At 66.5% G+C, this 23,143-nt stretch carries 16 protein-coding genes and 1 pseudogene; 6 read left to right on the top strand and 11 right to left on the bottom strand.

Translation table 11 applies throughout. The features are described 5' to 3' along the window. Positions 1–24: 24 nt before the first annotated feature. Positions 25–1,221: a DUF3667 domain-containing protein gene (locus tag O8I58_RS08450; RefSeq protein WP_298322273.1), complete on the bottom strand. Its 1,197-nt coding sequence runs from the start codon at positions 1,219–1,221 to the stop codon at positions 25–27. Between the two features lie 105 nt (positions 1,222–1,326). Here O8I58_RS08450 and O8I58_RS08445 point away from each other — a divergent pair, with 105 nt between their 5' ends. Both O8I58_RS08445 and sppA read left to right on the top strand, forming a co-directional pair. Then, complete coding sequence (locus tag O8I58_RS08445) at positions 1,327–2,691, top strand: MATE family efflux transporter (RefSeq protein WP_298322272.1); 1,365 nt, start codon at positions 1,327–1,329, stop codon at positions 2,689–2,691. Between the two features lie 247 nt (positions 2,692–2,938). Further along, complete coding sequence (sppA, locus tag O8I58_RS08440; RefSeq protein WP_298322271.1) at positions 2,939–4,846, top strand: signal peptide peptidase SppA; 1,908 nt, start codon at positions 2,939–2,941, stop codon at positions 4,844–4,846. Positions 4,847–4,956: 110 nt separating this feature from the next. Here the strand turns inward: sppA and O8I58_RS08435 are convergent, their stop codons facing one another. Beyond that, the gene (locus O8I58_RS08435) at positions 4,957–5,145 is read right to left on the bottom strand and encodes a hypothetical protein (protein ID WP_298322269.1); all 189 of its coding nucleotides are present in this window, start codon (positions 5,143–5,145) and stop codon (positions 4,957–4,959) included. 263 nt (positions 5,146–5,408) lie between these two features. On the opposite strand from O8I58_RS08435, the gene O8I58_RS08430 reads away from it, so the two are divergent. Both O8I58_RS08430 and O8I58_RS08425 read left to right on the top strand, forming a co-directional pair. Next, positions 5,409–5,816: a GNAT family N-acetyltransferase gene (locus O8I58_RS08430; RefSeq protein WP_298322267.1), complete on the top strand. Its 408-nt coding sequence runs from the start codon at positions 5,409–5,411 to the stop codon at positions 5,814–5,816. A gap of 18 nt (positions 5,817–5,834) precedes the next feature. Then, entirely contained in the window at positions 5,835–6,611 is a 777-nt protein-coding gene (locus tag O8I58_RS08425; protein ID WP_298322265.1) for an SDR family oxidoreductase, read from the top strand. 222 nt (positions 6,612–6,833) lie between these two features. Here O8I58_RS08425 and O8I58_RS08420 read toward each other — a convergent pair whose 3' ends face one another. The 6 genes from O8I58_RS08420 to O8I58_RS08395 form a co-directional block, all read right to left on the bottom strand. Further along, complete coding sequence (locus O8I58_RS08420) at positions 6,834–8,675, bottom strand: NPCBM/NEW2 domain-containing protein (RefSeq protein ID WP_298322263.1); 1,842 nt, start codon at positions 8,673–8,675, stop codon at positions 6,834–6,836. A gap of 112 nt (positions 8,676–8,787) precedes the next feature. Continuing rightward, positions 8,788–9,756, bottom strand: coding sequence for an N-acetylglucosamine kinase (locus O8I58_RS08415; RefSeq protein WP_298322261.1), 969 nt, complete (start codon positions 9,754–9,756; stop codon positions 8,788–8,790). Beyond that, on the bottom strand, positions 9,753–10,913 hold the full coding sequence (locus O8I58_RS08410; RefSeq protein WP_298322259.1) for an SIS domain-containing protein: 1,161 nt from the start codon (positions 10,911–10,913) through the stop codon (positions 9,753–9,755). The genes O8I58_RS08415 and O8I58_RS08410 overlap by 4 nt, the downstream gene beginning before the upstream one ends. Next, the gene (locus tag O8I58_RS08405) at positions 10,900–12,189 is read right to left on the bottom strand and encodes a D-tagatose-bisphosphate aldolase, class II, non-catalytic subunit (protein ID WP_298322257.1); all 1,290 of its coding nucleotides are present in this window, start codon (positions 12,187–12,189) and stop codon (positions 10,900–10,902) included. The genes O8I58_RS08410 and O8I58_RS08405 overlap by 14 nt, the downstream gene beginning before the upstream one ends. 15 nt (positions 12,190–12,204) lie before the next feature. Next, entirely contained in the window at positions 12,205–13,131 is a 927-nt protein-coding gene (locus tag O8I58_RS08400) for a DMT family transporter (RefSeq protein ID WP_298322255.1), read from the bottom strand. After that, positions 13,128–15,215, bottom strand: a complete 2,088-nt coding sequence (locus O8I58_RS08395) for a glycoside hydrolase family 36 protein (RefSeq protein ID WP_298322253.1) — start codon at positions 15,213–15,215, stop codon at positions 13,128–13,130. Before O8I58_RS08395 ends, O8I58_RS08400 begins: the two co-directional genes overlap by 4 nt. A 110-nt stretch (positions 15,216–15,325) precedes the next feature. Here O8I58_RS08395 and O8I58_RS08390 point away from each other — a divergent pair, with 110 nt between their 5' ends. Then, complete coding sequence (locus O8I58_RS08390) at positions 15,326–16,489, top strand: amidohydrolase family protein (RefSeq protein WP_298322252.1); 1,164 nt, start codon at positions 15,326–15,328, stop codon at positions 16,487–16,489. Between the two features lie 155 nt (positions 16,490–16,644). Here the strand turns inward: O8I58_RS08390 and agaR are convergent, their stop codons facing one another. Then, entirely contained in the window at positions 16,645–17,424 is a 780-nt protein-coding gene (gene agaR / locus O8I58_RS08385; RefSeq protein WP_298322249.1) for a transcriptional repressor AgaR, read from the bottom strand. Positions 17,425–17,570: 146 nt separating this feature from the next. Here agaR and O8I58_RS08380 point away from each other — a divergent pair, with 146 nt between their 5' ends. Further along, positions 17,571–20,456: a TonB-dependent receptor gene (locus O8I58_RS08380; protein ID WP_298322247.1), complete on the top strand. Its 2,886-nt coding sequence runs from the start codon at positions 17,571–17,573 to the stop codon at positions 20,454–20,456. A 119-nt stretch (positions 20,457–20,575) separates the two neighbouring features. On the opposite strand, the pseudogene O8I58_RS08375 reads toward O8I58_RS08380, so the two are convergent. Then, a pseudogene (locus tag O8I58_RS08375) lies at positions 20,576–21,838 on the bottom strand (malic enzyme-like NAD(P)-binding protein); the annotation flags it as partial. A gap of 327 nt (positions 21,839–22,165) precedes the next feature. Beyond that, the gene (locus O8I58_RS08370) at positions 22,166–22,939 is read right to left on the bottom strand and encodes a glutaminyl-peptide cyclotransferase (protein ID WP_298322245.1); all 774 of its coding nucleotides are present in this window, start codon (positions 22,937–22,939) and stop codon (positions 22,166–22,168) included. Positions 22,940–23,143: the final 204 nt, after the last annotated feature.

The raw sequence follows: 23,143 nt of genomic DNA, 5'->3' as shown, positions 1-23,143 counted from the left end.
ATATGCGGCGCAAGCCGCGCGCCATCAGTGGATGAAGCTGCTGATCACTGGCAGCAGCGCGGCGAAAGCGACCAGCACCAGGTACAGGTTGCCGATCACCAGATACTTGATCGAGGTCAGCCACCACGCTTTGCCGTAGACGCGCCACTGCATCCACCACAGGTAGACCGGCAGCCACAGCCATAGCAGGCCCTCGGCCAGGCCCGTCACCACGCCGGTCCAGGGTGCATGCATGGCCAGTGCCGCGCCGCAGATGCGCAGCAGGAAAATGGCCAGCAGCGTCAGCACCATGAAGGCGTGGCTGTACAGGCCTACCACCAGGTGCTCCAGATAGCCGCGGCCGCTGCCCAGATAGAACAGCTTGAGCAGCAGCGCGAACACCGGCACCAGCAGGAACAGTGCGGTCGGCACTGCGCCGATCAGCGCCTCCTTGAAGGCCTCCAGGTCCTGGCTGTAGCGGTGCACATTGCCCTGCGCGCGGGCGATCTTGTGGTTGAGCCAGCGGTTGGCAAAGCCGGGCAGCGCGTCGAAGGTCACCGGATTGGTGTGCTCGTCCCAGGCCTTGCCGTTGTGGTCGAACAGGTTGCCGGTCATCTGTTCGACCGGTGTGGCCTCGGTGACGGCGTCCTGCGCTGGGGCCTGCTCCGATGCCGGCGCTGCGTGGCCCGGATCGAGCTGGGCGATGCGGGCCTGGGCCAGGGCGCGCGTACGGGCCATGCCGATCTGCAATGCCTTGCCAACCCCGGGCACGGCTGGTTGCTGGTCCAGTGCCCGCTGCAGTTCGGCCAGTTGCCGGTCGCGGTGTTGCTCGACCGCGGCCACGCTGGCATCGCCGGCGTATTCACCGACTTCGCCGCGGGCGACCGGCCTGGACAGGTCGAACCCGCCATCGGGGCTGCTGAAGTGGATCGCGAACTGGGCCACGAAGAAGGTCAGCACGCTCAGGATCACGAACAGTCGCAGCGGCGGGATGTACGGCGCGCGGTGTCCGCCCAGGAAGCGTGCGGCCAGCCGGCCTGGGACCAGCAGGTCGCGCAGGGTGCGCACGATGCGTCCGTCCAGGTGCCAGAACGACTCGAACACTTCCTCTATCGCATGGACGAAGCTGTTGAGCGGGTTGTGCGCGTGCTGGCCGCACTGGTGGCAGTAATGCCCCTGCAACGGCGTGGCGCAGTTCTCGCAGGCGGAAGCCGCGATGTGATCGCCATCCAGTGTGTTCATGCGTCAAGCGTCCTTCCCCAAGGCAGCCGGTAAGATAGCCGTCCTTTCCGGCCCGATGCCAGCGCCCATCCCGCGCGCGGTCGCAGCCGATGTGTCTGGTTTTCCATGTCCTCCTCTCTCTCGCCCGCGCCGGGCCTTGCGCAGGAAGTGCGCACCACCGGGCGCCTGGCGCTGCCGCTGGTCATCGGCCATGTCTCGGCCGGCCTGGTTGGCTTTGTCGACAACATCATCGCCGGCCACCACGGCACCGCCACGCTGGCCGCGGTCACTACCGGCACGGCCTTGATGTGGCTGCCGCTGATGGTGCCGATCGGCACGCTGGTGGCGCTGGCGGCGGCGGTGTCGCACCACGACGGCGCCGGCGAGCACGACCGCATCGGCCCGCTGTTCCGGCAGGCGCTGTGGCTGGCGGCGGGGCTGGGCCTGGTGATGTTCACCTTCCTGAGCCTGGCGCCGTACGCGTTGGCGCCGATGGGGATCGCAGCGGAGATCGTGCCGGGGGCGCGCGATTTCCTGCACGGCATCCGCTGGGGCCTGCCGGCGATGGCGCTGTTCCTGTGCATGCGCAACCTGAGCGAGGGCATGCATTGGACGATCCCGACCATGGTCCTGGGCTTTGGCGGGCTGTTCCTGCTGGCGCCGTTGGGTTATGCGTTGGCATTCGGCGCGTGGGGGCTGCCGGAACTGGGTGCGGGCGGGCTGGGCATCGCCTCGGCGGTGATGATGTGGGTGCAGGCACTGCTGTTCGGCACCTACCTGGCGCGCTCGAAGCGCTTCGCGCCGCTGGCGCTGTTCTCGCACCTGGAGCCGCCGCGCTGGTCGCAGATCGTGCCGCTGCTGCGCACGGGCCTGCCGATCGGGGTGACGGTGCTGATGGAGGGCGGCCTGTTCATCACCACCGCGCTGCTGATCGCCCGCCTGGGCGCGGTGCCGGCCGCCGCGCACCAGATCGCGATCAACCTCTCGGCGATCTGCTTCATGGTGCCGATGGGCCTGGCTGAAGCCACCACCGTGCGCGTGGGCCATGCGCTGGGCCGCCGCGACGGGCCAGGCGTGCTGCGCGCGGTACGCGCCGGCTACGCCATCGTGCTGGGCACGCAGCTGTGCTCGGCGCTGGTGCTGAGCCTGTTCCACAACCAGATCGTCGGCATCTACACCAACGACCTGGCCGTGGCCGGGCTGGCCGGCAGCCTGCTGGTGCTGGCGGCGGTGTTCCAGTTCCCCGACGGCATCCAGGTGATGTCGGCCGGTGCGCTGCGCGGCTTGAAGGACACCCGCGTGCCGATGGTGCTGGCGGCGATTTCCTACTGGGGCATCGGCATGCCGCTGGGCGCCGGGCTGGGACTGGGCCTGGGCTACGGCCCGCGCGGGATGTGGATCGGCCTGACCGTGGGCCTGACCACCGCTTCCATCCTGATGGGGCTGCGCCTGCGCCGCAGCAGCCGCAAGCTGGCCGGGGCGCTCCTGTAACGCGGAGCTTGTGGCAATCCCATCTTGGGGACTCCGCTGGGGCTTTCCCGGGATCTGGCCGGAAGGCAGCCGTGTAGAGCGGAGCTTGCTCCGCTGGAGCTTTCGTCTTGACCTGGACGAAAAGCAGCCGAGCAAGCTCGGCTCTACAGGAAGCTGCGGAACGCAGGTCATGACGTGTGGGGCATGCCGGTTTCGATGGACAGCGGATAAGCTGGCGGCCAGTTCCCGTAACGAGCGCTCGCCGCCCATGAACCAGCCCGTCCGCCGCGACCCTGTCAGCCGATTCTTCATCGGCCTGTGGGACGTGATGAATTTCACCCGCCGCCTGATCTTCAACCTGGCCTTTTTCGGCCTGCTGTTCCTGATTGCAGTGCTGGTGATCATCGGCCTGGCCAAGGGCAGCGCCGGTCCCAAGCCGCTGGTGGACAACACCACCTTGGTGATCGCGCCGGATGCGGCACTGGTGGAGCAGTACAGCTCCGATCCGGCCAGCCGCGCGCTGTCCAAGGCGTTCGGCCAGGATGGCGGCGAAGTGCAGTTGCGCGACCTGCTGCGTGTGATCGAAGCGGCCAAGGACGACAAGAAGATCAACCGCGTGCTGGTCGATTTCGACAAGCTGCAGGCCAGTGGCTACGCCTCGTTGCGTGAAGTGGCCGGCGCACTGGCCGACCTGCGCGCCTCCGGCAAGCAGATCGTGGCCTTCAGCGAGAACATGAGCCAGGGCCAGTACCTGCTGGCCGCGCAGGCCAACGAGGTCTACCTGGACCCGATGGGCAGCGTGGTGATCGAAGGCCTGGGCCGCTACCGCCAGTACTACCGCGAAGGCCTGCAGGACAAGCTGGGCGTGGACGTGCACCTGTTCCGCGTGGGCGAGTTCAAGTCCGCCGCCGAGCCCTACATCCTGGATGCGGCCTCGCCGGCATCCAAGGAAGCCGACCTGTACTGGATGAACGACGTCTGGAACCGCTACCTGGCCGACGTGGGCAAGGCCCGCAAGCTGGCCCCATCGGCGCTGGGTGCGTCCATCGACAACCTGCCGGTCGACGTGGTTGCCGCCGGTGGCGACCTGGCCAAGCTGGCGTTGCAGCAGAAGCTGGTCGATGGCCTGAAGACCGCCGAGGAAGTGAACAAGGAACTGGCCAAGCGCGGCGTCGCCGACGAGGATGACGACGACAACCTGGGCTTCCGCCACATCAACTTCGATGCCTACCTGGCCCAGCTGGCCTCGCGCGCTTCGCCGCTGGATGAGCGCGACCAGGTCGCGGTGGTCGTGGCTGCGGGCGAGATCGCCGGTGGCGACCAGCCGGCCGGCAAGATCGGCGGCGTTAGCACCTCCGAACTGCTGCGCGAAGCGCGCGACGACAAGAAGGTCAAGGCCGTCGTTCTGCGCGTGAATTCGCCCGGTGGCGAAGTGTTCGCTTCCGAACAGATCCGGCGCGAAGTCGTCGCCCTGCAGGCCGCGGGCAAGCCGGTGGTGGTGTCGATGGGCGACCTGGCCGCGTCCGGCGGTTACTGGATCAGCATGAATGCCGACCGCATCTATGCCGATGCCTCGACCATCAGCGGTTCGATCGGCATCTTCGGCCTGATCCCCAATTTCGCGCGCGCGCTGGACAAGATCGGCGTGCATACCGACGGCGTGGGCACTACCCGGATCGCCGGTGCGTTCGATCCGACCAAGCCGCTGGACCCGGAACTGGGCAACGTGATCCAGTCGGTGATCAACAAGGGTTATGCCGACTTCACCGGCCGGGTCGCCGCGGCCCGCCACAAGACCGTCGAGCAGGTCGATGAGATTGCGCGTGGTCGCGTGTGGACCGGCCAGCAGGCCATGGACCGTGGCCTGGTCGACCAGTTGGGCGGCTTGAAGGACGCCATCGCCGATGCCGCTGCCCGCGCCAAGCTGGGCGAAGCCGGCAAGTACCGCGTGCGTTACGTGGAGAAGACGCTGTCGCCGTTCGAGCAGTTCCTGGCCAACGCCGCCGGCAGCCCGATGGGCCAGGCGCTGCTGGGTCGCTCGGACTTCGCCCAGGCAGCGATGCTCAAGGCCATGCCGCAGACCGCGCAGCAGCTGAAGTTCGTGCAGGCCGCGCTGGAGCGCAAGCCGGGCGTCAAGCCGGTGACCGAACTGGCGTATTGCTTCTGCGGGCTCTGAGTTTCAGGACATCGCCGGGACGAAAAAGGCGGGCCATTGGCCCGCCTTTTTCTTTGTAGCGCCTGCTGGAACCAACATCAGTAGTACGGCGAATCAGGTGTGAGGCGACATCACTGCGTGTCGGCTTCGATCTGCTTGTCCTGTGCGTCCTTGGCGGCCTGTACCTGGCCTTCGACGGCCTTGGCCTTGTCCAGCGGCGCGTGGATGGCCTGCGACATCGCGGTGGCCTGCGGCGCCGGCGGCTTCTCCGGCTGCGGCGCAGACGGTGGGTTGCAGGCGGCGGCCGACGCATGCGGCAAGACACATCGCCAGGGTCAAGCGGAGCGTGGATGGACGCATGGCGGATCCTTCGATGGAATGTCGTTGCCATGCTACGCCGGTGCCGCCCCTTGTAGAGCGGAGCTTGTGGCAATCCCATCTTGGGGACTCTGCAGGGGCTCTCCCCCTTGACCTGGACGAAATGCAGCGGAGTCCCAAAAAAAGGGGATTGCCACAAGCTCCACTCTACGGGCGTGTGTCGCGCGCTACAACATCCCGCGCTGACCCATTACGCTTCCACGTCATGCCTGCCTATCAACTCTCCAACGCCATTCCTTCGGTCCAGACCTACCGCCACCTGCGTGCGGCGTCTGGACTGAGCCCCAAGACCGAAGCGGCCGCATCCGCCGGCCTGCCCAACTCCTGTTTCGCCGTGCAGGTGTTGTGCGATGGCGAACCGGTCGGCATGGGACGCGTGATCGGCGATGGCGGCTGCTTCTATCAGGTGGTCGATATCGCGGTGCTGTCGGCGCACCAGGGGCAGGGACTCGGCAAACGGATCATGGCGGCGATCAGCGACTACCTGCGCGACCATGTGCCGCCCAGTGCCTACGTCAGCCTGATCGCCGATGGCCAGGCGCATCGCCTGTATGCGCAATACGGCTTCGCGCTGACCGCACCGGCGTCGGTCGGCATGGCGCTGGTGCGTTAACGCAACCGGAGAATGACGATGACCACACCCCGCTGGCGCCTGGATGGACAGCTCGCCTTGATCACCGGCGCGAGTGCCGGCATCGGCCTGGCCACTGCAGGCGAACTGCTGTCGCTGGGCTGCGACGTGCTGATGGTGGCGCGCGATGCCGACGCGCTGGAAGCGGCGCGCGACGAACTCACCGACCAGTTTCCCGAACGGATGATCGAAGGCTTCGCCGCCGACGTGTCCGACGATGACGAACGCCGCGCGCTGCTGGACTGGGTGGAAGACCAGGGCGAGGGCTTGCACATCCTGGTCAACGCGGTCGGTGCGACCCAGCGCGGCGAAGCGATGGAGATCGACGAGGACGGCTGGCGTGCGGTGTTCGAAACCAGCCTGTTTTCCGCCTTCGAACTATGCCGCTACGCGCAGCCGCTGCTGGCGAAACATCCGACCAGCAGCATCGTCAACGTCGGTGCGGTCAGCGGGCTGTCATCGGTGCGTGGCGCCACGGTCGACGGCATGGCCAAGGCCGCGCTGCACCAGCTCACCCGTAGCCTGGCGGCGGAGTGGGCCGAAGACGGCATCCGGGTCAACGCGGTGGCGCCCTGGGCGATCCGCACCGCACGCACCGCGGCCGCGCTGGCCGATACCGATCACTACGAACAGGTCCTGGCCCGCACCCCGTTGCAACGCATCGGAGAGGCGGAAGACGTGGCCGGCGCGATTGCCTTCCTGTGCCTGCCGGCGGCCAGTTACATCACCGGCGAATGCCTCGCGGTCGATGGCGGGTTCGGGCGCTTCGGGTTTTGAGTAGAGTGGGCTTGGCCGGCGGGCCTTGATTCCGTAACGCCGAACTTGTGGCTGGGTGGACGCATTCGTCGCTCGTCACGAGGTGGCCAGGGGGAACGCCGGACAGCTCGATTCTTGCTCGTCATCCCCGCGAAAGCGGGGACCCATGGACGTTAACCCATCGAAATCAAAGTCCATGGATTCCCGCTTCCGCGGCAATGACGAGCGTGACTCAGGCCTCCCTCAGCGCAGGCGGGCATCGGCCCAGGCGACCACGGGTGGAAGCGTGCCCGCCCGGGCGCCAGTGACCGCGACCAGTTCAAGCACGCCGACGCCGGATATCGGCAGATCAATCGGCAGCGGTGCCTCACCGGCCGCGCGCGGCGCGCTTTCGTACAGCAGCCTTGCATCGCCGTAGACGCGGAAGATCACTTTTCCGGCGTGTGCCGGTTCTCCGTCCTGCAGGCCCACCGATGCGATGAAGCGCGAGAACCCGCCGTCGGTACGCACTTCCAGCCGTGAATCGGCATGGATGCCGATGCCGTAGCGATACGGCGTGCCAGCGATGCGCAGCGGTTGTCCGTCGGGGGTGAAGTCCGCGCGCGGCGTGCCTGCCGCTGCGGCCAGATCGAGGCTGTAGCCCGGCAGGCCATCTGCGGCGACGTGGATCCGCCCGGTCATCTCGCTCAACAGCTGGCCGGACGAGACGACGGGCGTACCGCTGACCTTGAGCATCACCGTTTCGCGCGGTGCCAAAGCGAAGCGCAGCGGGCCAGTGCGTGCAGGGAGATCCTGGCGGCGCCACAGGTCGCGGGCGTGTAGCAAGCTGTCCGGTTGCAGTTTCAACTGCGCGGCGTCGACCTGTGCAACAGCTTTGCTGTTGCCGCGGTTGAACAGCACCACGGCGCGTTCGCCACGCGTCGCCAGTGGCTTGACCAGCACCTGGATGCCATCGGTATCCACCACCAGGTTCGCCTGGTTGCCGGCCGGGTCCTGGTCGACCGCGATGACTTCCGGATTGGTCAGCAGTTCGACAAGGGGCTGCGGCGCGTGGCGCACGTCGAAACCCAACAGCAGCGGCGCCGACAGGATCGCCCACAGCGAGAAATGCGTACGCGCCTGGGCCAGGTGTTTCGCATCGAAATCACCCAGGCCCACCGCCAGCATGTCCGGATCGTTCCAGCGTCCGGGGCCGGCATACAGCTCGCGCCGCGAAGCCGAATCGAAGTTGTGCAGCATGCTGTCCCAGGTCGGCTCGATGTCCGGGCTGGTACGCCACAGGTTGCCGTGCTCGCCGCCCCAGCGGCGCACGTCGGCCTGGCCCCAGGGACAGATCGACAGCACGTAGTCGTTGTCGGGATTCAGGTCGGCCAGCAGCCGGCCCACGCGCGCGTACTGGGTTTCCACCGCGTCGCGGTCGGTGCGCACGACATCGTCGCGCACGATCAGCGGGCGCAGGGCGCGATGGCCGCTTTCGACGACCGGTTCGCTGCCGGCGCCGAAGTCGGCCAGGCCGCAGGCGTCCACTTTCAGGTAGTCGAAGCCCCAGTCCTGGAACATCACTTCCAGGTCGGAGGCTTCGAAGCCCTGCAACCCGATCTCGCGTTCGGCCACGCTGCCCACGGGCAGGTTGGGACTGTGCCGGTCGAACGCCTGCGAACACGCATTGCGTCCGATATCGGTATACAGGCCGGCCTTGAAGCCGCGCGCGTGCAGTGCATCGGTCCAGGCGCGGAAGCTGGTGCCGCCATCACCTGTCTTGGCGATGGGGAACATCGAGGTGCGGATCTCGATCTGCCCGTCTGCCTTGCGCCGGAGCCACCAGCCGTCGTCGATGTTGATGTAGCGATAGCCGGCGGCCTGCAGGCCGCGCTGCTGGATCGCATCGACCACCGCTTCGATCCGCGCCTGGTCCACTTCGGTGCGGAAGGCATTCCAGGGGTTGAAGCCCATCGGCGGCGTGGCGGCCGCGCCATGGCCGTAAACGCTGAAGCGGCCGCTGGGCTGGAGCGCGTCGTGTCGCTCGGAGCCGCTGGCCATGGCCGTCGTGGTGGAGAGCAGGAGTGCCAGCAGCCATCGTGTCATCGTGGGTGTCCTGTGCGGCGGACGTGGATACGAAGGGCGATGGGCCCTTGTAGAGCCGAGCTTGCTCGGCTGGGGCTCTCCCCGGTAATGCCCCAGCCGAGCAAGCTCGGCTCTACAGGTAATCGGGCGAGTCGGGAATCTCAACGCGCGTCCCGGCCAGGCGCAAGGCGTACAGCGCGGCGCCGTAGTGCGGCGCGTGCAGCGGCGTGCGCAATTCGAAGCCGCCATGGGTGGCGGCCAGTGCCGTCTGGAACGGCTGCATCAGCAGTTCGCCGGCGCTGAACGCGCCACCGGAATACGACAGCGGCACGGTCTCGCCAGTTTCGAATCCCAGGGCGATCCGCAGGGCATCGGCGATGGTGGCCAGTTCCTCTCCTGCGCGTTCGAAGATCGCGATGGCCACCGCGTCGCCTTCGCGCGCGGCCTGCGCGACCTGCACCGACAGGCGGGCCAGGTCGCCGCGCGTGCCGACGCCTTCGCCATAGACGTGTGCGCAGATGTCCAGGTCGTCGTCCAGGTTGAAATGCGCGCGTAGCAGCGCATGCAGCGGGCCGCGCGGCAGGCGCCCATCGCTCATCCGCGAAAAGGCACTCAGGCCCTGGATCGCGATCCAGTAGGCCGAGCCTTCATCGGAAAATGCCTCGCCCCAGCCGCCGGCCCGGGCCGCGGCCACGCCGCGTCGTCCGTAGCCCATCGAGCCGGTGCCGGCGATGATGTTGATGCCGTCCGCGCAGGCCAGCGAACCGGCCCAGCCGCACACCATGTCGTTGTCGCAGGCATAACGGTCGTGGCCCAGCACCTGCGCCGGGATCGCCTGCAGCGTGGCGGTGGCGCGGCTGTCCTCGCCATAGGCTGGCAGGCCGAAGAACGCCTGCACGATATCGCCGGTGTTGCGCTGCACCTGCGCCAGCACATCGCCGACGCCTTCGCCCAGGATGCGGCGCACGCCGTCCAGGCCCACCTGCGGGTGGTAGGTGGTGCCCAACTGGGCCTCGGCCAGCAGCGTGCCGACGCCATCGACCAGGGCGAAGCGGGTCTTGGTGCCGCCACCATCGACGCCAAGGAAGAGCGCCTGACTCATGCGGGCAACGCGTAGAGGCGCACGCCCTGGACGACGCGATTGACGATGCCGGCCGGATTCGGATTGTCGGGCGTCACGCCCATCACGCGCGAGGTCAGGAAGGCATAAAGCTGGGCCACGGCGATGTACGGCCACAGCAGGTCCACGTCGTCGGCACCGGCCATGCCGGGCACCACGATGCTGTCATTGATCGCGTCACTGCGTGGCTGGGTGGTGACTTCGATCACGCGTGCAGCGCAGCCGTCGCGGCGCAGTTCGTCCAGCAGGTCCTGGTCGTAGCGACGGGTCAGGACGTCGTTGGAGACGAACACCACCACCAGCGTTCGGTCGGTGACGAAGGTCTTGGGGCCGTGGCGGAAACCCAAGGGCGAATCGAAGCAGGTGACGACCGCGCCGTTGGTCAGTTCGCCAAGCTTGAGCGTGGCTTCGCGCGCCAGGCCCTGCAGCAGGCCGCTGCCCAGGTAGACCACGCGGTCATGGCGGCCTTCGGCCAGTGCCTGCAGCACGGGCAGCGTCTCGTGGATCACGCGCTCGGTGGCACGGACGATGCCGCCGATGCGCGTGTCCATCGCAGCGGCCGGCAGCAGCGCCGCCAGCGCCGCATACATCATGCAGCTGAAGGACGAGGTCATCGCGAAGCTGGTGTCGTGGGTTTCTTCCGGCAGCAGCAGGGTCTGCGCATGGGCGACCGGCACCTTGTTGAGCGCGCCCCCGGCATTGCAGGTGATCACCAGGTGGCGCACCTCGCGCACCAGCGACTCGGCCAGCTCCACGGCAGCCAGGCTTTCCGGACTATTGCCCGAGCGGCCGAAGGACACCAGCAGCAGCGGCTGCTCCGGGTCCAGGTACAGCTGCGGCGCGCAGACGATGTCGGTCGTCGGCACGGCATCCACGCGTGCGGCCAGCTTGCGGTCCAGCAGCGGTGCCAGGCACTGGCCGATGTAGGCTGAAGTCCCGGCGCCGGTGAGGATCACGCGTGCCGCAGGATTACCCGTGATCGGGCCGGCGAAGGCCTGGAGCCGGGTATGCAGCGCAGCCACCAGCTCGTGGGTCTGTTTCAGCATGCGCGGTTGCTGTTCGATCTCGCGCGCGGTCCAGATCGCGCCGGAGGCGATTAGCTCGGCCTCGGTGATGCCCAGGTGCTCAGTGTTGGTCATGGGGGTGGCATGCATGGTGGTAGTCGTCGAGTTCGGCGCTGATATGGGCCATGGCCAGGGACAGCGGATCGCGGGTGGCACTTCCGCTGCGCAGTGCGTGCAAGGCATGCGGCAGGAACTGGCTGATCAGTGAGATCGGCGGTGGATTGCGGCGCAGGTTGTCGAACAGCTGTAGCCGCGCGGTTTCGATGGCCGGATCGGGCCAGTAATAGCGCATGCGGTCGCTGAGGCTGTAATGCATGTCCACTGCCAGCGCGTGGCCCTGGCTGTGGTAATAGCGCTGCCAGTGGCCGGGTTGGGCGAGCATGCGTTCGATCACGACATCGCGCAGGCCGGCGCGATGCGGGGCTTCGATCCATTCCGATTCGATGGCATCCAGCGCCCACAGCGCCTCGCGCAGGGCGAAGGTCAGGCCGGGCCCGACCTTGAGGATGGCGAAGTGGTCGCGGACGAGTGCAGCCAGTGCGTCGCGGGTCTGGTAATCGGTGGAGTGTGCTTCGAACACCATGCCGGGCACGGCTTCGATGGCCTGGCTCAGGGCCACGGCCTTGGCCGGGTCGTAGTCGATTACCGCGTGGTGGTCGAACTCGACGCCGGGCTGCACGACCGATGCGATCACCCGCTGCCAGGCGGGCTCGAGCCCGGCTTCGATGAAGGCGACGCGGTGCGCTTCGATGGTTGCCAACGCGGCCTCCGGCGTGGTCAACGCCAGGCCTTCGATGGATTCGGTGGCGCCGCCGGGGACAGGCACTTCGGTGCCGATGACATACACCGGTGCTTCGCCGGAGGATGCCGCGTAGGCGGCTTCGGCGGCGCTGCACAGGCGCACCGCGCGGCGCACGATCTCCGCTTCGGGCAGCGGTTCGGGATCGCCGGCGCAGGCCATCGAACAGTCCAGGTGGATCTTGCGGAAACCCGCGGCCACGTAGGCGGCCACCATCACTTCGGCCTTGTCCATCGCAGTGGCGGCGTCCAGCGAGGTCCACGGATTGGGGCCGAGATGATCGCCGCCCAGTGCGATGCGGTCGCGCGGAAAGTCGACGCGCTCGGCGATGCCGTGCACGAACGCGACGAAGTCCATCGGCGTCATCCCGGTATAGCCACCGTCCTGGTTCACCTGGTTGCAGGTGGCTTCGAACAGCACCAATGCCTGCTGCTTGCGCAGCGCATGGCGCAGGCTGGCTTCGATGACGATGGGATGCGCCGAGCAGACCGAGGTCACGCCGGTGGCGTCGCCCCGTTTGTGGCGCGCGATGAGGTCAAGCAGCACTTGCATGGGGGAAACATCCAGTCAGGAAAGGGGGGCGTCGGGATCGCGCTCGGGTTCGAGCACCAGCAGCAGCGAGGCGACCAGCGCCAGCGCAAGGCCGGCCATCTTCAGCGGGCCGGGCACCACGCTGGCGAAGACCAGCGACAGCACTGCGGTCACCAGCGGCGCGCCGGCATTGGTCAGCGGCGCCACCACGATCGCCTTGCCGTAGCGGAAGGCGTAGACCAGGGTCAGCGCACCGATGGCGTTGAGCAGCTGGATTGCCGCGGTCATCCACGGGCCGTCGATGCCGGTGTTGATCGGCTGGCTGAAGTCGGTCATCGCCAACGCCACTGGTGCCAGCAGCAGGGCGCCGACCGTCATGTAGAAGAAGAGGCTTTCGGCGCGCACCGTACTGTTGGCCAGGCGCATGAAGTAGGCCTGCACGCCCCAGGCCAGCATGATCAGCAGTGACTGCAGGAACCAGCCCAGGCCCTGGCCCGCGCCGCGACCGAACGACAGGTCCAGCAGCGGCAATGCGACCAGCGCCAGCACGATGCCCAGCGTGCCCAGCCAGCCGGTGCGTTCGCGCAGGAACACGAACGACAGCGCGATGGTCACCACCGGCGAGAGCGAGATGATCGGGAACACGAAGTACGCCGGCCCGATGGTCAGCGTGTGGAACAGCAGCATCTGGCCGCCCGCGCCGAGCAGGCCGATGGTCAGTCCGTAGCCGACCGCGCGCGGCGAGCGTTCCAGCGACCAGCCGCTGCGCCATAGGATGTACAGCGCCGGCGGGATCATGGTCAGTGCCCACACGCAGTAGACCAGCGTGTCGGGGAAGCCGTGTTCGGCCGACAGGCTCGACAGCGCGCCCCACACGCCCCATAGCGCGACCGTGGCCAGGGCGAAGGCGAGCCACGGGCGGCGGCGCGGCGTCACCGCGCTGCTGATTGCGGGCGTGCTCATGCGTCGGCTCCGAGCGGCGTGGCCTGCAGCAGCACGAAGCGCTTGAAGTCGACCTTCAAGGTATTGGCCTGCGCATCGACCTGGCCCAGGTCCACCTCATTGAACAGATCACGCACCTGGTAACGGCCGGCACCCAGGCCGCGCAGCTGCACCGCGCCACTCCACTGCGTTGCGTAGAAGGCGTAGTACATCGCAGCATCCTTGCGGATGGCGTGCGCTTCGGGCCTGTCGAAGCCGATGTCGTACAGCGTGCCCAGGTACTCGCCCTGCGGCAGCATGTGCTGCTTGTACAGGCCGACCCATTTGCGCCACAGCGCCTCGCGCTCGGGGTTGAGCACGAAGCCGCCGGGCGGAAGGGGTTCGGACGGGTGCTCGGTATCCCTGGGCCAGGTGAACTTGGACGAGATCACCGCGCCAATGCCGACGCTGGAGGCGAAGTCATCGCCGCCATCGGACAGCTCCACATGGTCACCGGCATAGCTGCTGGTGTGGCCCATGAGTGCTTTGACGCTCTTGCCCTTGCTGCGCACCTGCCAGGACGAGAGCGGATCGGACGCCGGGAATTGGTCGGTCGCCGGCAGGTTGTGGAAGGCGAACGCGGTGCCACATGGACACAGTTCCACCACGGCCTCGGGATTGGCTTCGCGCGCGGCGGCATGGATCGCCTTCCAGAACGTGGCCAGGCCTTCGACCGAGTCGGTCGGGTGCGCGTGTTTGTGCGCCGGGTTGTAGCAGGGCGCCACCGCATTGAGATGCTGGCCATCGAGCTTGATGCCCTCGAAGCCCCAGTCGCCGATCGCCTTCTTCACCAGCGCGACGTAGAAATCGATGGTTGGCTGGTAGGCCGGGCATTGGGTCAGCGCGTTCCACCAGGTCACGGTCTGGAAGGCGCCGTCCTTGTCCAGCAGCAGCATGTCCACGTGGTCGTGCAGCACGTCGCTGCCCGGGTCGGCTGCCAGCGGCGCCAGCCACAAGCGCGGACGCATGCCGTGCTTGCGGACTTCGGCAGTGAACGCACGCATGTCGGCATCGCCGCGCGGGAACTTGCGCGTGTCGATCTTCCAGTCGCCTTCATTGGTCTGCCAGCCGTCATCCAGCACGGCCCATTCGAAGCCCAGGTCCCTGGCCTTGGGCAGCGTCGCCAGGATCTGCTCGACGTTGAAGTCGCGCCCGTAGCCCCAGGCGCACCAGATCGGCGCGAACGCCGAAGCAGGCGCCTGCGGCCCGGCGATGCCTTCGTCCTGCATGAACTGCCGGTACTGCTGCAGTGGCGCGAAGTGATCGCCGGTATGCACGGCCAGCAGGGTGCGCTCGGTGACCAGGCTCTGGCCCGGCGCCAGCACGCTGGGTTGCAACGATTCGACCGCCAGGCTGGCGCCCTTCGGCGTCTTGCTGACGGGCAGGTCGATCAGGCGCGGGACGGGCTCGACATGACCCACGGCCAGGCCGATGTCGCGGCGCCACAGGTTGGCCACCGGCGTGCCGCCGCCGTAATCGGAGGAATCCATCGACAAGGTGTTGCGCTGGTCGAAGTTGGCCGTCAGCGGCTGGACCCAGTCGCGACGGTCGGTGTGGGTGGCGCCGGAAAAACTCCAGAAGCCGCCCGGCGCGTCGCCCAGTTCATGCGCGGCGTTGCGCCAGCCGGCCACGTCCAGTGGCGCCTGGCCCTGGTTGAGGTAGCGGGTCTGCAGCACGGCCATGCCGGGCAACGCATCGAAGAAGGTCACGGCGACCTGCTTTTCGATGCCGCGCTCGGAGCGCCCGGTGACGATCAGCTGGTGGCCGGGGCCATGCCGGGCATCGTCCACGGCCAGTTCGTGTTGCCCGGTCAGGGCGAAATCTTCCATCGCACCGTTGGCCAGCAACAGGCTTTCGCTGGGCTGGTACGGTGTCAGCACCGTGCCCCCTGAAGCAAGGGCGCTATGCAGGCGACGGTCGAAGCTGATCGTCAGGCGTGCATCCTGGACGGTCACGTTCCCGCGCTTGGCTGCAGCCTGTGCCCAGGGCAGGGTGGCCCACGCCATGCCACCGGCCATGCTGCCGGCCACGAGTTTCAGGGCGGTACGACGTCCAATCGGTGGCATGAGGGCAATCCGGTTGAGTTGGCCGGATTCTGCGTCAGGCGGGACGGTTGATGCAAGCGTTTTGTTGCGATATGGTTTCTTTAAGTTTCGTTTTATCACTGAGAGATGCGATGAATCTGGTTCCGCGAATGCTGGCGATGTGTGCGTCGATGGGGTTTCTCGCTCTGGCGGCCTGTTCGCCTCCGGCGCCTCAGGTGGGTGGCGCGGCACCAGCAGCGGCAGCGGCGCCCAAGCCGGTCGCCAGCGATGCGCCGTATTCGCTGGCCGACTTCGCCAAGGTGCGCAAGTTCGACGCGCATGTGCACGCCAATGGTGCCGATCCGATGTTCCTGCAGCAGGCGCGCGCAGACAATTTCGAGCTGCTGTCGATCAATGTCGATTACCCGGATTTCCCCGGCATCGAACTGCAGCATGTGGCGGCGCTGCAGCTGGCCAAGGACGATCCGCAGCGCTTCCACTGGGCGGCGACCTTCTCCATGAAAGGCTTCGGTACGCCGGACTGGCTGGCTCGTACCAACAAGCGCCTGGACGACGAAGTGGCCGAAGGCGCCAGTGCGGTCAAGGTGTGGAAGAACATCGGCATGGTCGAGAAGGACGCGAAAGGCCAACTGATCAAGCTCGACGATCCGGGTCTGTCGCCGGTGGCCGACCACATCCAGTCACTCGGTGTGCCGCTGATCGCGCACCAGGCCGAGCCGTACAACTGCTGGCTGCCGCTGGACAAGATGACCACCGACAACGACCGCGAATACTTCTCCAAGCATCCCGACTACTACATGTACCTGCATCCGGAGATGCCGTCGCATGAAGACCTGATGGCTGCGCGCGACCGCTTCGTCGCTGCCCATCCGCAGCTCAAGTTCGTCGGCGCGCACATGGCCAGCCTGGAATACGACGTGGACGTGCTGGCCGCGTTCCTGGATCGCTACCCGAATGCCACGGTCGACCTGGCTGCGCGCATGAGCCAGGTGCAGTACCAGTCGATCCGCAACCGCGAGAAGGTGCGCGACTTTTTCATCCGCTACCAGGACCGGTTGATGTACGGCACCGACCTGACCCAGGCGCCGGATGCCGATCCGGTGGTGTTCAAGGCCGAGGCGCATGCGTACTGGTCATCGGACTGGCGCTACCTGGCCACGGGCCAATCGCAGCGCATCGAGATGCTGAAAGCCGACGTGCCCGGCCTGGCATTGCCGCGTGAAGTGATCGACAAGATCTACTACCGCAATGCGGTGCGCGAATTCGGCCTGAAGGACCAGTCGGCAGCCCTGTAGCGCGGAGCTTGCTCCGCTGGGGCTTTCCTGATCTGGCCGGAAGGCAGCCGAGTCCCCAGGATGGGATTGCCACAAGCTCGGCTCTACAGGAGACGCTGTGGCGGCGACCGCATGAGGCGGCCCAATCGTCGACGAATCGGTGCCCGCAGGATCAATCAGGCGCGCATCAACTCCACGCCCAGCGCCTGGCAGGCCTGGACGACATCATCGGGTGCGCCGGTGTCGGTGATCAGCGTGCTCAGGTCGGAGACGGGGATGATCCGGTGCAGGCAGACCTTGCCGAACTTGGAACTGTCGGTGATGGCCACGACCGAGCGCGCGGCCTCGACCATCTTGCGGTTGAGCATCGCTTCGGGTTCGTAGTGCGTGGTGATGCCGCGCTCCAGGTCGAAGCCGTCTACGCCCAGGAACAGCAGGTCCACGTGCAGGTCGTCTAGCGCTTCTACCGTCAGGCCGCCATAGAAGGCCATGTTCTTGCGGCGCAGTTCGCCGCCGAGCATGACGATGTTGATGTTGGACTTGGGCGTCAGTGCAGTGAGCACGCCGAAGTCGTTGGTCACCACGGTCACCTCGATGTCCGGCAGCGCTTCGGCCAGCTGGATCGAGGTGGTGCCCGAATCGATGGCCACCGTGTCGCCGGGCTTGATCATGGCTGCCGCCCGCGCGCCGATGCGGCGCTTTTCTTCCAGGTGCGAGGTCCGCTTGGCTTCGTAATGGGGCTCGGCCTGGCCGTTGCCGACCACGTTGCTGTCGATCGCGCCGCCATAGGCGCGCGCCATGACGCCGCGCTCGGACAGGTAGCGCAGGTCCTTGCGCACGGTCTGCATGCTCACGCCGAACTGGCGCGCCAGTGCCGTCACCTGCACGCTGCCGTGCTGGCGGACGAGTTCGCTGATCTGCAGGCGGCGCTGGCTGGTGTCGCGGGTGGCGGACATGGGGGCTCCTGGGCAAACGGTCAGAAGTATACGAACATTTCGTTAAATTTCGCTATTGATACAAAACGAAACCTCATATAGGCTCGGTTTCGTTGTTTAACCCACCCAGGCCCCCACTACCGCCTTCCTAGCTCCAGGAGACCGCCGTGAACGCCGTCCGTCTGCATCGCCACTGTCTGTGCCATGGAATTGCCCTTGCCCTGTTGATGCCGGCCACGGCCTGGTCCCAGGTTGCTCCACCCGACGCCACACCTGGCGCTGCTGATCCCTCCACGGCCGATGCCGGCCAGGCCCAGGGCCAGACACCCATCGACCTGGAAAGCATCCAGGTCAAAGGCGTCCGCGCCAGCCTGAGCCGTTCCAACGACATCAAGCGCGATGCATCCACGGTGCAGGATTCGATCACCGCCCTGGAGCTGGGCAAGTTCCCGGACAACAACGTGGCCGACTCGCTCAGCCACATCACCGGCGTGTCGATCAGCCGTACCGCCGGCGGTGAAGGCCAGAAGGTCAGCGTGCGCGGCCTGGGCCCGGAGTACACGCTCTCCACGTTCAACGGCCGCATCCTGGCCACCGACGGCGCCGGACGCGACTTCGCCTACGACGTGTTGCCGGCGGATGTGATCAGCGGCGCCGATGTGATCAAGGGCGCCGAGGCGGCGAACCTGGAAGGCGGCATCGGCGGCCTGGTCAACCTGCGCTCGGCCAGCCCGTTCGATCAGCCAGGCCAGCACGGCGTGGTGCGCGTCGAAGGTGACCGCAACACGATGTCCGACCTCAATGGGCGCAAGTTCTCCGGCGTGTACAGCAACACCTTCGCCGACGACACGATGGGCGTGATCCTGGGCGTGGTCTCGGCGCGCCGCAAGGACCGCACCGACACCGCCGGCAACGACGGCGGCTGGACCCGCAACCCCGATCCGTCCGATCCGAGCTGGGGCGGCAATGCCTGGGGTGGCAACATCGATCTCAACAACAATGGCGAACTGGACCCGGACGAGTACGGCTTGATCGCGCCAGGCCAGTTCCGGGTCGGCTCGATCCTGGAAGACAAAAAGCGCACTGCGTTTTCCGGCAAGTTCGAGTGGCGGCCCAATGATTCCTTCAAGCTGGTCGTCGATGGCCTGAAGACCAAGCTCGATTCGCCGCAGGTCGGCTACCAGCTCTCGTACTACCCGCTGTTCTCGCCGGGTCGTTGGTCGAATGTCACCGTGCAGAACGGCATCGTCACCGGCCTGACCCTGGACAATCCCGATCCCGAGCTGCGCCTGAACCCGGAGCTGCTCAACCAGACCGAATACCGCGTGGTCGACACCGCGCTGTACGGCGCCAACGCCGAGTGGAAGGTCACCGACGATTTCACCGTGACCGGCGACGTGTATCGCTCCACGTCCAAGCGTCATTCCGGCGGCCAGGACAGCTACGTGGTCCTGCGCATGAACCAGCCCAACACCACGCGTATCGACCTGAGCAGTGCGGGCATTCCCAACGTGACCACCACGCTGGACGACGGCCGCGACCTGGCCACGGGCCTGGCCAATGGCGAGTTCGGTGCCAGCGATTTCAATACGCACTACAACGAACTGGCTGGCGACAACATTGATGACAAGATCAACGGTGGCACGCTCAGCGGCGATCTATTCATCGGTGCCGGCCATGTCGATCATCTGAAGTTCGGCGTCAACCTGACCGACCGCCGCAAGTCGCGCGACCTGATCAACAACACGCTCAGCGGCGGCGCCGACTATTACTCCGGCGACAACGCGATCAACGTGGGCGACCTGGGTGGCAACCTGATCTCGGTGTATTCGCTGGCCAATTTCATGAGCGGGGTGAACTCCAGCTTCCCGCGCAGCCTGCTGGCGTTCAACGTGCCGGCCTACGAGGCTGCGCTGGCCGCCTACAACGGCACGCGACCCGACGGCACGGCCTATGACTACAGCTTCGCCGCACCGGAGTGGAACCCGCTGCAGAGCTACCGTGTCACCGAAAAGACCACTGCGTTCTACGTGCAGGCCGACATGTCCGGTGAGCGCTGGGACGGCAACATCGGTGTGCGCGTGGTCAAGACCGACACCACCTCGCAGGCCTGGGACGCGCAGATCACCAGCATCACCGAGAACGGCGCGTTCAACTACACCGCGACCTACGCCGATCCCACCGCGATCAGCCAGAAGGCCGACTACACCTATGTGCTGCCGTCGGCCAACTTCGTGTGGCACCTGTCCGACAACCTGCAGCTGCGCCTGGGCGCGGCCAAGACCATGGCGCGTCCGTCGGTGGAACAGCTGGCGCCGACCAGCACCACCGAGAGCGTGTCCTGGGGCGAGTTCACCAAGGTCTACAGCGGCAACGTCGACCTGAAGCCGTACACCGCCAAGCAGGGCGATGCCTCGCTGGAGTGGTATTTCACCGAGCACTCCATCGCCAACCTGGCGGTGTTCTACAAGCGCATCGAGAACCAGATCACCACCAGCTGGGAAACCGGCCAGGACATCGGCGTCGGTCCGATCGTGGATGCCGATGGCAACGCAGTCACCACCGGCCCGACCCTGTTCAACGTCATGCGCCCGATCAATGGCGACTACGCCAAGGTCCACGGCATCGAGGCCGGCCTGCAGCACTTCTGGGACAACGGCCTGGGCTTCCGCGCGCAGTACACACGCAACTGGTCCGAGAGCTGGGTGGGCAACGAAAAGCGCCCGCTGGAAGGCATCGCCCCGTCGGTGTATTCGCTGAGCCTGATGTACGAGAAGGGCCCCTGGGACCTGGGCGTGACAGCCGACCATACCGATGGCTACGTCACCGCCGTCAACGTGCTGGGTGCCGGCTACAACGAAGAGGCCGATCCGATCACCTGGTTGACCGCGCACATCACCTACAACATCAACGACATGTTCACCGTCTCGCTGGAAGGCCAGAACCTGTTGAACGACGCGCAGACCACCAGCATCAACGGCAACCCGCTGCTGCTCAACAGCTACTACCGCTACGGCCGCGGGCTGACGCTTGGGGTGACGTTCCGCTTCTGATGCAGGGCGTGATCGGTGCAGTACGAAAAGGGCGCCCTGTGGCGCCCTTTTCGTCTCTGGGAATGGCCGCGCGGTCAGGCCTGCGGTGCATCCCAGCGGGCCTTCAAGTCCCTGGCCAGCTGCGCCAGGCGGACGCGATAGCCGTCGATGTCGGTGATCGGACGCGTTGCCAGGCCGCTGGCCATCGCGGCCTGGACCACCGCGGCCGGCAGTTCCACCAGCAGGCGCGGGTCCAGCGGGTGCGGGATCAGTCGTTCGCGGCCGAACAGCGCGTTGCCCTGCGCATCGGTCTGGGTCAGGGCCAACTGTGCCAGTGCGTGCACGCAGGCGACCTTCATGCCGGTGTCGATCCGCGAAGCGCCACAGTCCAGCGCACCACGGAACAGGTAGGGGAAGCACAGCACGTTGTTGATCTGGTTGGGGAAGTCCGAGCGGCCGGTGCCGACGATCACGTCGCTGCGCACGGCGCGCGCCTCGGCCGGCAGGATTTCCGGATACGGATTGGCCAGCGCCAGCACGATGGGATCAGCGGCCATGGTCGCCAGCATCTGCGCGGTCAGCGTGCCCGGGCCGGACAGGCCCAGGAACAGGTCCGCGCCGTGCAGGGCGTCGGCCAGCGTGCGTGCGTCGGTGTCGCGTGCATAAGCCGCCTTGCTCACGTCCAGATTGTCGCGGCCACTGTGGATCACACCGCTGCGGTCCACGGCCAGGATGTTGGCGCGCTGCAGGCCCAGCGACACCAGCATGTCCACGCAGGCCACGCCCGCCGCGCCCATGCCGCACACGACCAGGCGGATGTCCTCGATGCGCTTGCCGACCAGCTGCAGCGCGTTGGTCACCGCCGCGCCCACGACGATCGCAGTGCCGTGCTGGTCGTCGTGGAAGACCGGGATGTTCATGCGGCCAGCCAACGTGCGTTCGATGACGAAGCACTCCGGCGCCTTGATGTCTTCCAGGTTGATGCCGCCGAAGGTCGGCTCCATCGCCGCGACGATCTCGATCAATTTCTCTGGGTCGTTTGCGTCCAGTTCGATATCGAATGCATCCACGCCGGCGAAGCGCTTGAACAGGATGCTCTTGCCTTCCATCACCGGCTTGCCGGCCAGCGGGCCGATGTTGCCCAGGCCCAGCACCGCGGTGCCGTTGGTGACCACGCCGACCAGGTTGCCGCGGCTGGTCATGAAGTGCGCCTGCGCCGGGTCGGCGACGATGGCCTCGCACGCATAGCCCACGCCGGGCGAGTAGGCCAGCGCCAGGTCCTGCTGGGTGCCGACCGACTTGGTCGGCGCCACTTCCAGCTTGCCCGGCTGCGGCCAGCGGTGATAGTCCAAGGCGGCCTGGCGGTTGTCGGTGGCGGTATCGGGTTTCGGTTGTGCGCTCATGGATTCAGGACTTTGCGTAGAAGAGGGAAGCGGCGCGATCAGCAGTGTGTTGCGACGCGCGCGTGGCAGGTGCGTGACCTGCCGGGGCACGCGATCAGACCAGAGTTGACGTGGTGCGGACAATCGCCGTTTTACGCGCATTCCCACTCAACGGAACGCCGGTGTTGGCGGTTTCCGTTGAAAGCATCGAAGCGGTCTTGATGAAAGCGGTTTCTGGTGAGATCGCGTCGGATCTGTATCCGTCGGGAACCGGGGTCAGGGGAACCGGGGTCAGAGTGCAATTTCCTCAGTCAAAAATTGCACTCTGACCCCGGTTCTGCAAAGCGATCAGTGCGGCCCAGTCAGCTTGATCTCGAACAGCTTCGGCCAGCGCTTGCCGGTGACGAAGATGCGGTCGTGTTCGGCGTCGTAGGCGATGCCGTTGGGCACGTCGTCGGTGGGGTTGGGCAGCGCGTGGTAATCGAACATGCCTTTCAGGTCGACCCAGCCGATGACCTTGCCGGTCTTGGGGTCGATCCGCGCGATGCGGTCGGTCATCCATACGTTGGCCCACAGCTCGCCCTTGATCCATTCCAGCTCGTTGATGCGCTGGAGCGGCTTGCCGTCTGAGGTGACGTTGATGCTGTCCATCTGCATCAGGCTGACCGGATCGAGCACGCGGATGGTCGGCGTGCCATCGCTCATGTAGAGGTGCTGGTCGTCACGAGTCAGCGCCCAGCCCTCGCCGGAGTAGCGGAAGCTGCCGGTGATCTCGAACGTCTTCAGGTCGCGTACCGCGCCCACGCCGCTGCGCCAGGTCAGCTGCATCAGCTTGCCGTCGTGAGCCACGATGCCCTCGCCGAAATACTGCGAAGGCAGATCGGCTTGCTGCAGCACCTTCCCAGTGGTCAGTTCGACCTTGCGCACCCAGGATTCGCCCTGCTCGCCGGTGCTCTCGTATAGATGCCCATCCAGATAGAACAGTCCCTCGGTGAACGCGGCGGTGTCGTGCGGATAGGTGTTGACGATCTTGACCTTGTAGATCGGGATTTCCGCCCAGGCGGGCAGGGCGATGGCCGACAGGAGCAGGGTGGCAAGCAGGCGCGGGAGAGTGTGGGTCATGTGCAGCGAAGCGTGGCGAAGCCGGGCGGCAAGCTTAGCCCAGCTACATCGCGGCAATATTCCGCCGTCACGGCATCAGGAATGCTGCCGTCTTCGATAGTCCGGACTTGCCCTCATCCATCAGATGGCAGGTCATCCAGACGCGCGCTTTCTTCGTGGGATACACGCTGCGTGCATTTCGTCATCCCCGCGAAAGCGGGGATC

This window comes from Pseudoxanthomonas sp., from assembly GCF_027498035.1.
In the GTDB taxonomy this organism is placed as follows: Bacteria; Pseudomonadota; Gammaproteobacteria; order Xanthomonadales; family Xanthomonadaceae; genus Pseudoxanthomonas_A.
This window is presented reverse-complemented; position numbering and strand designations above follow the sequence as displayed.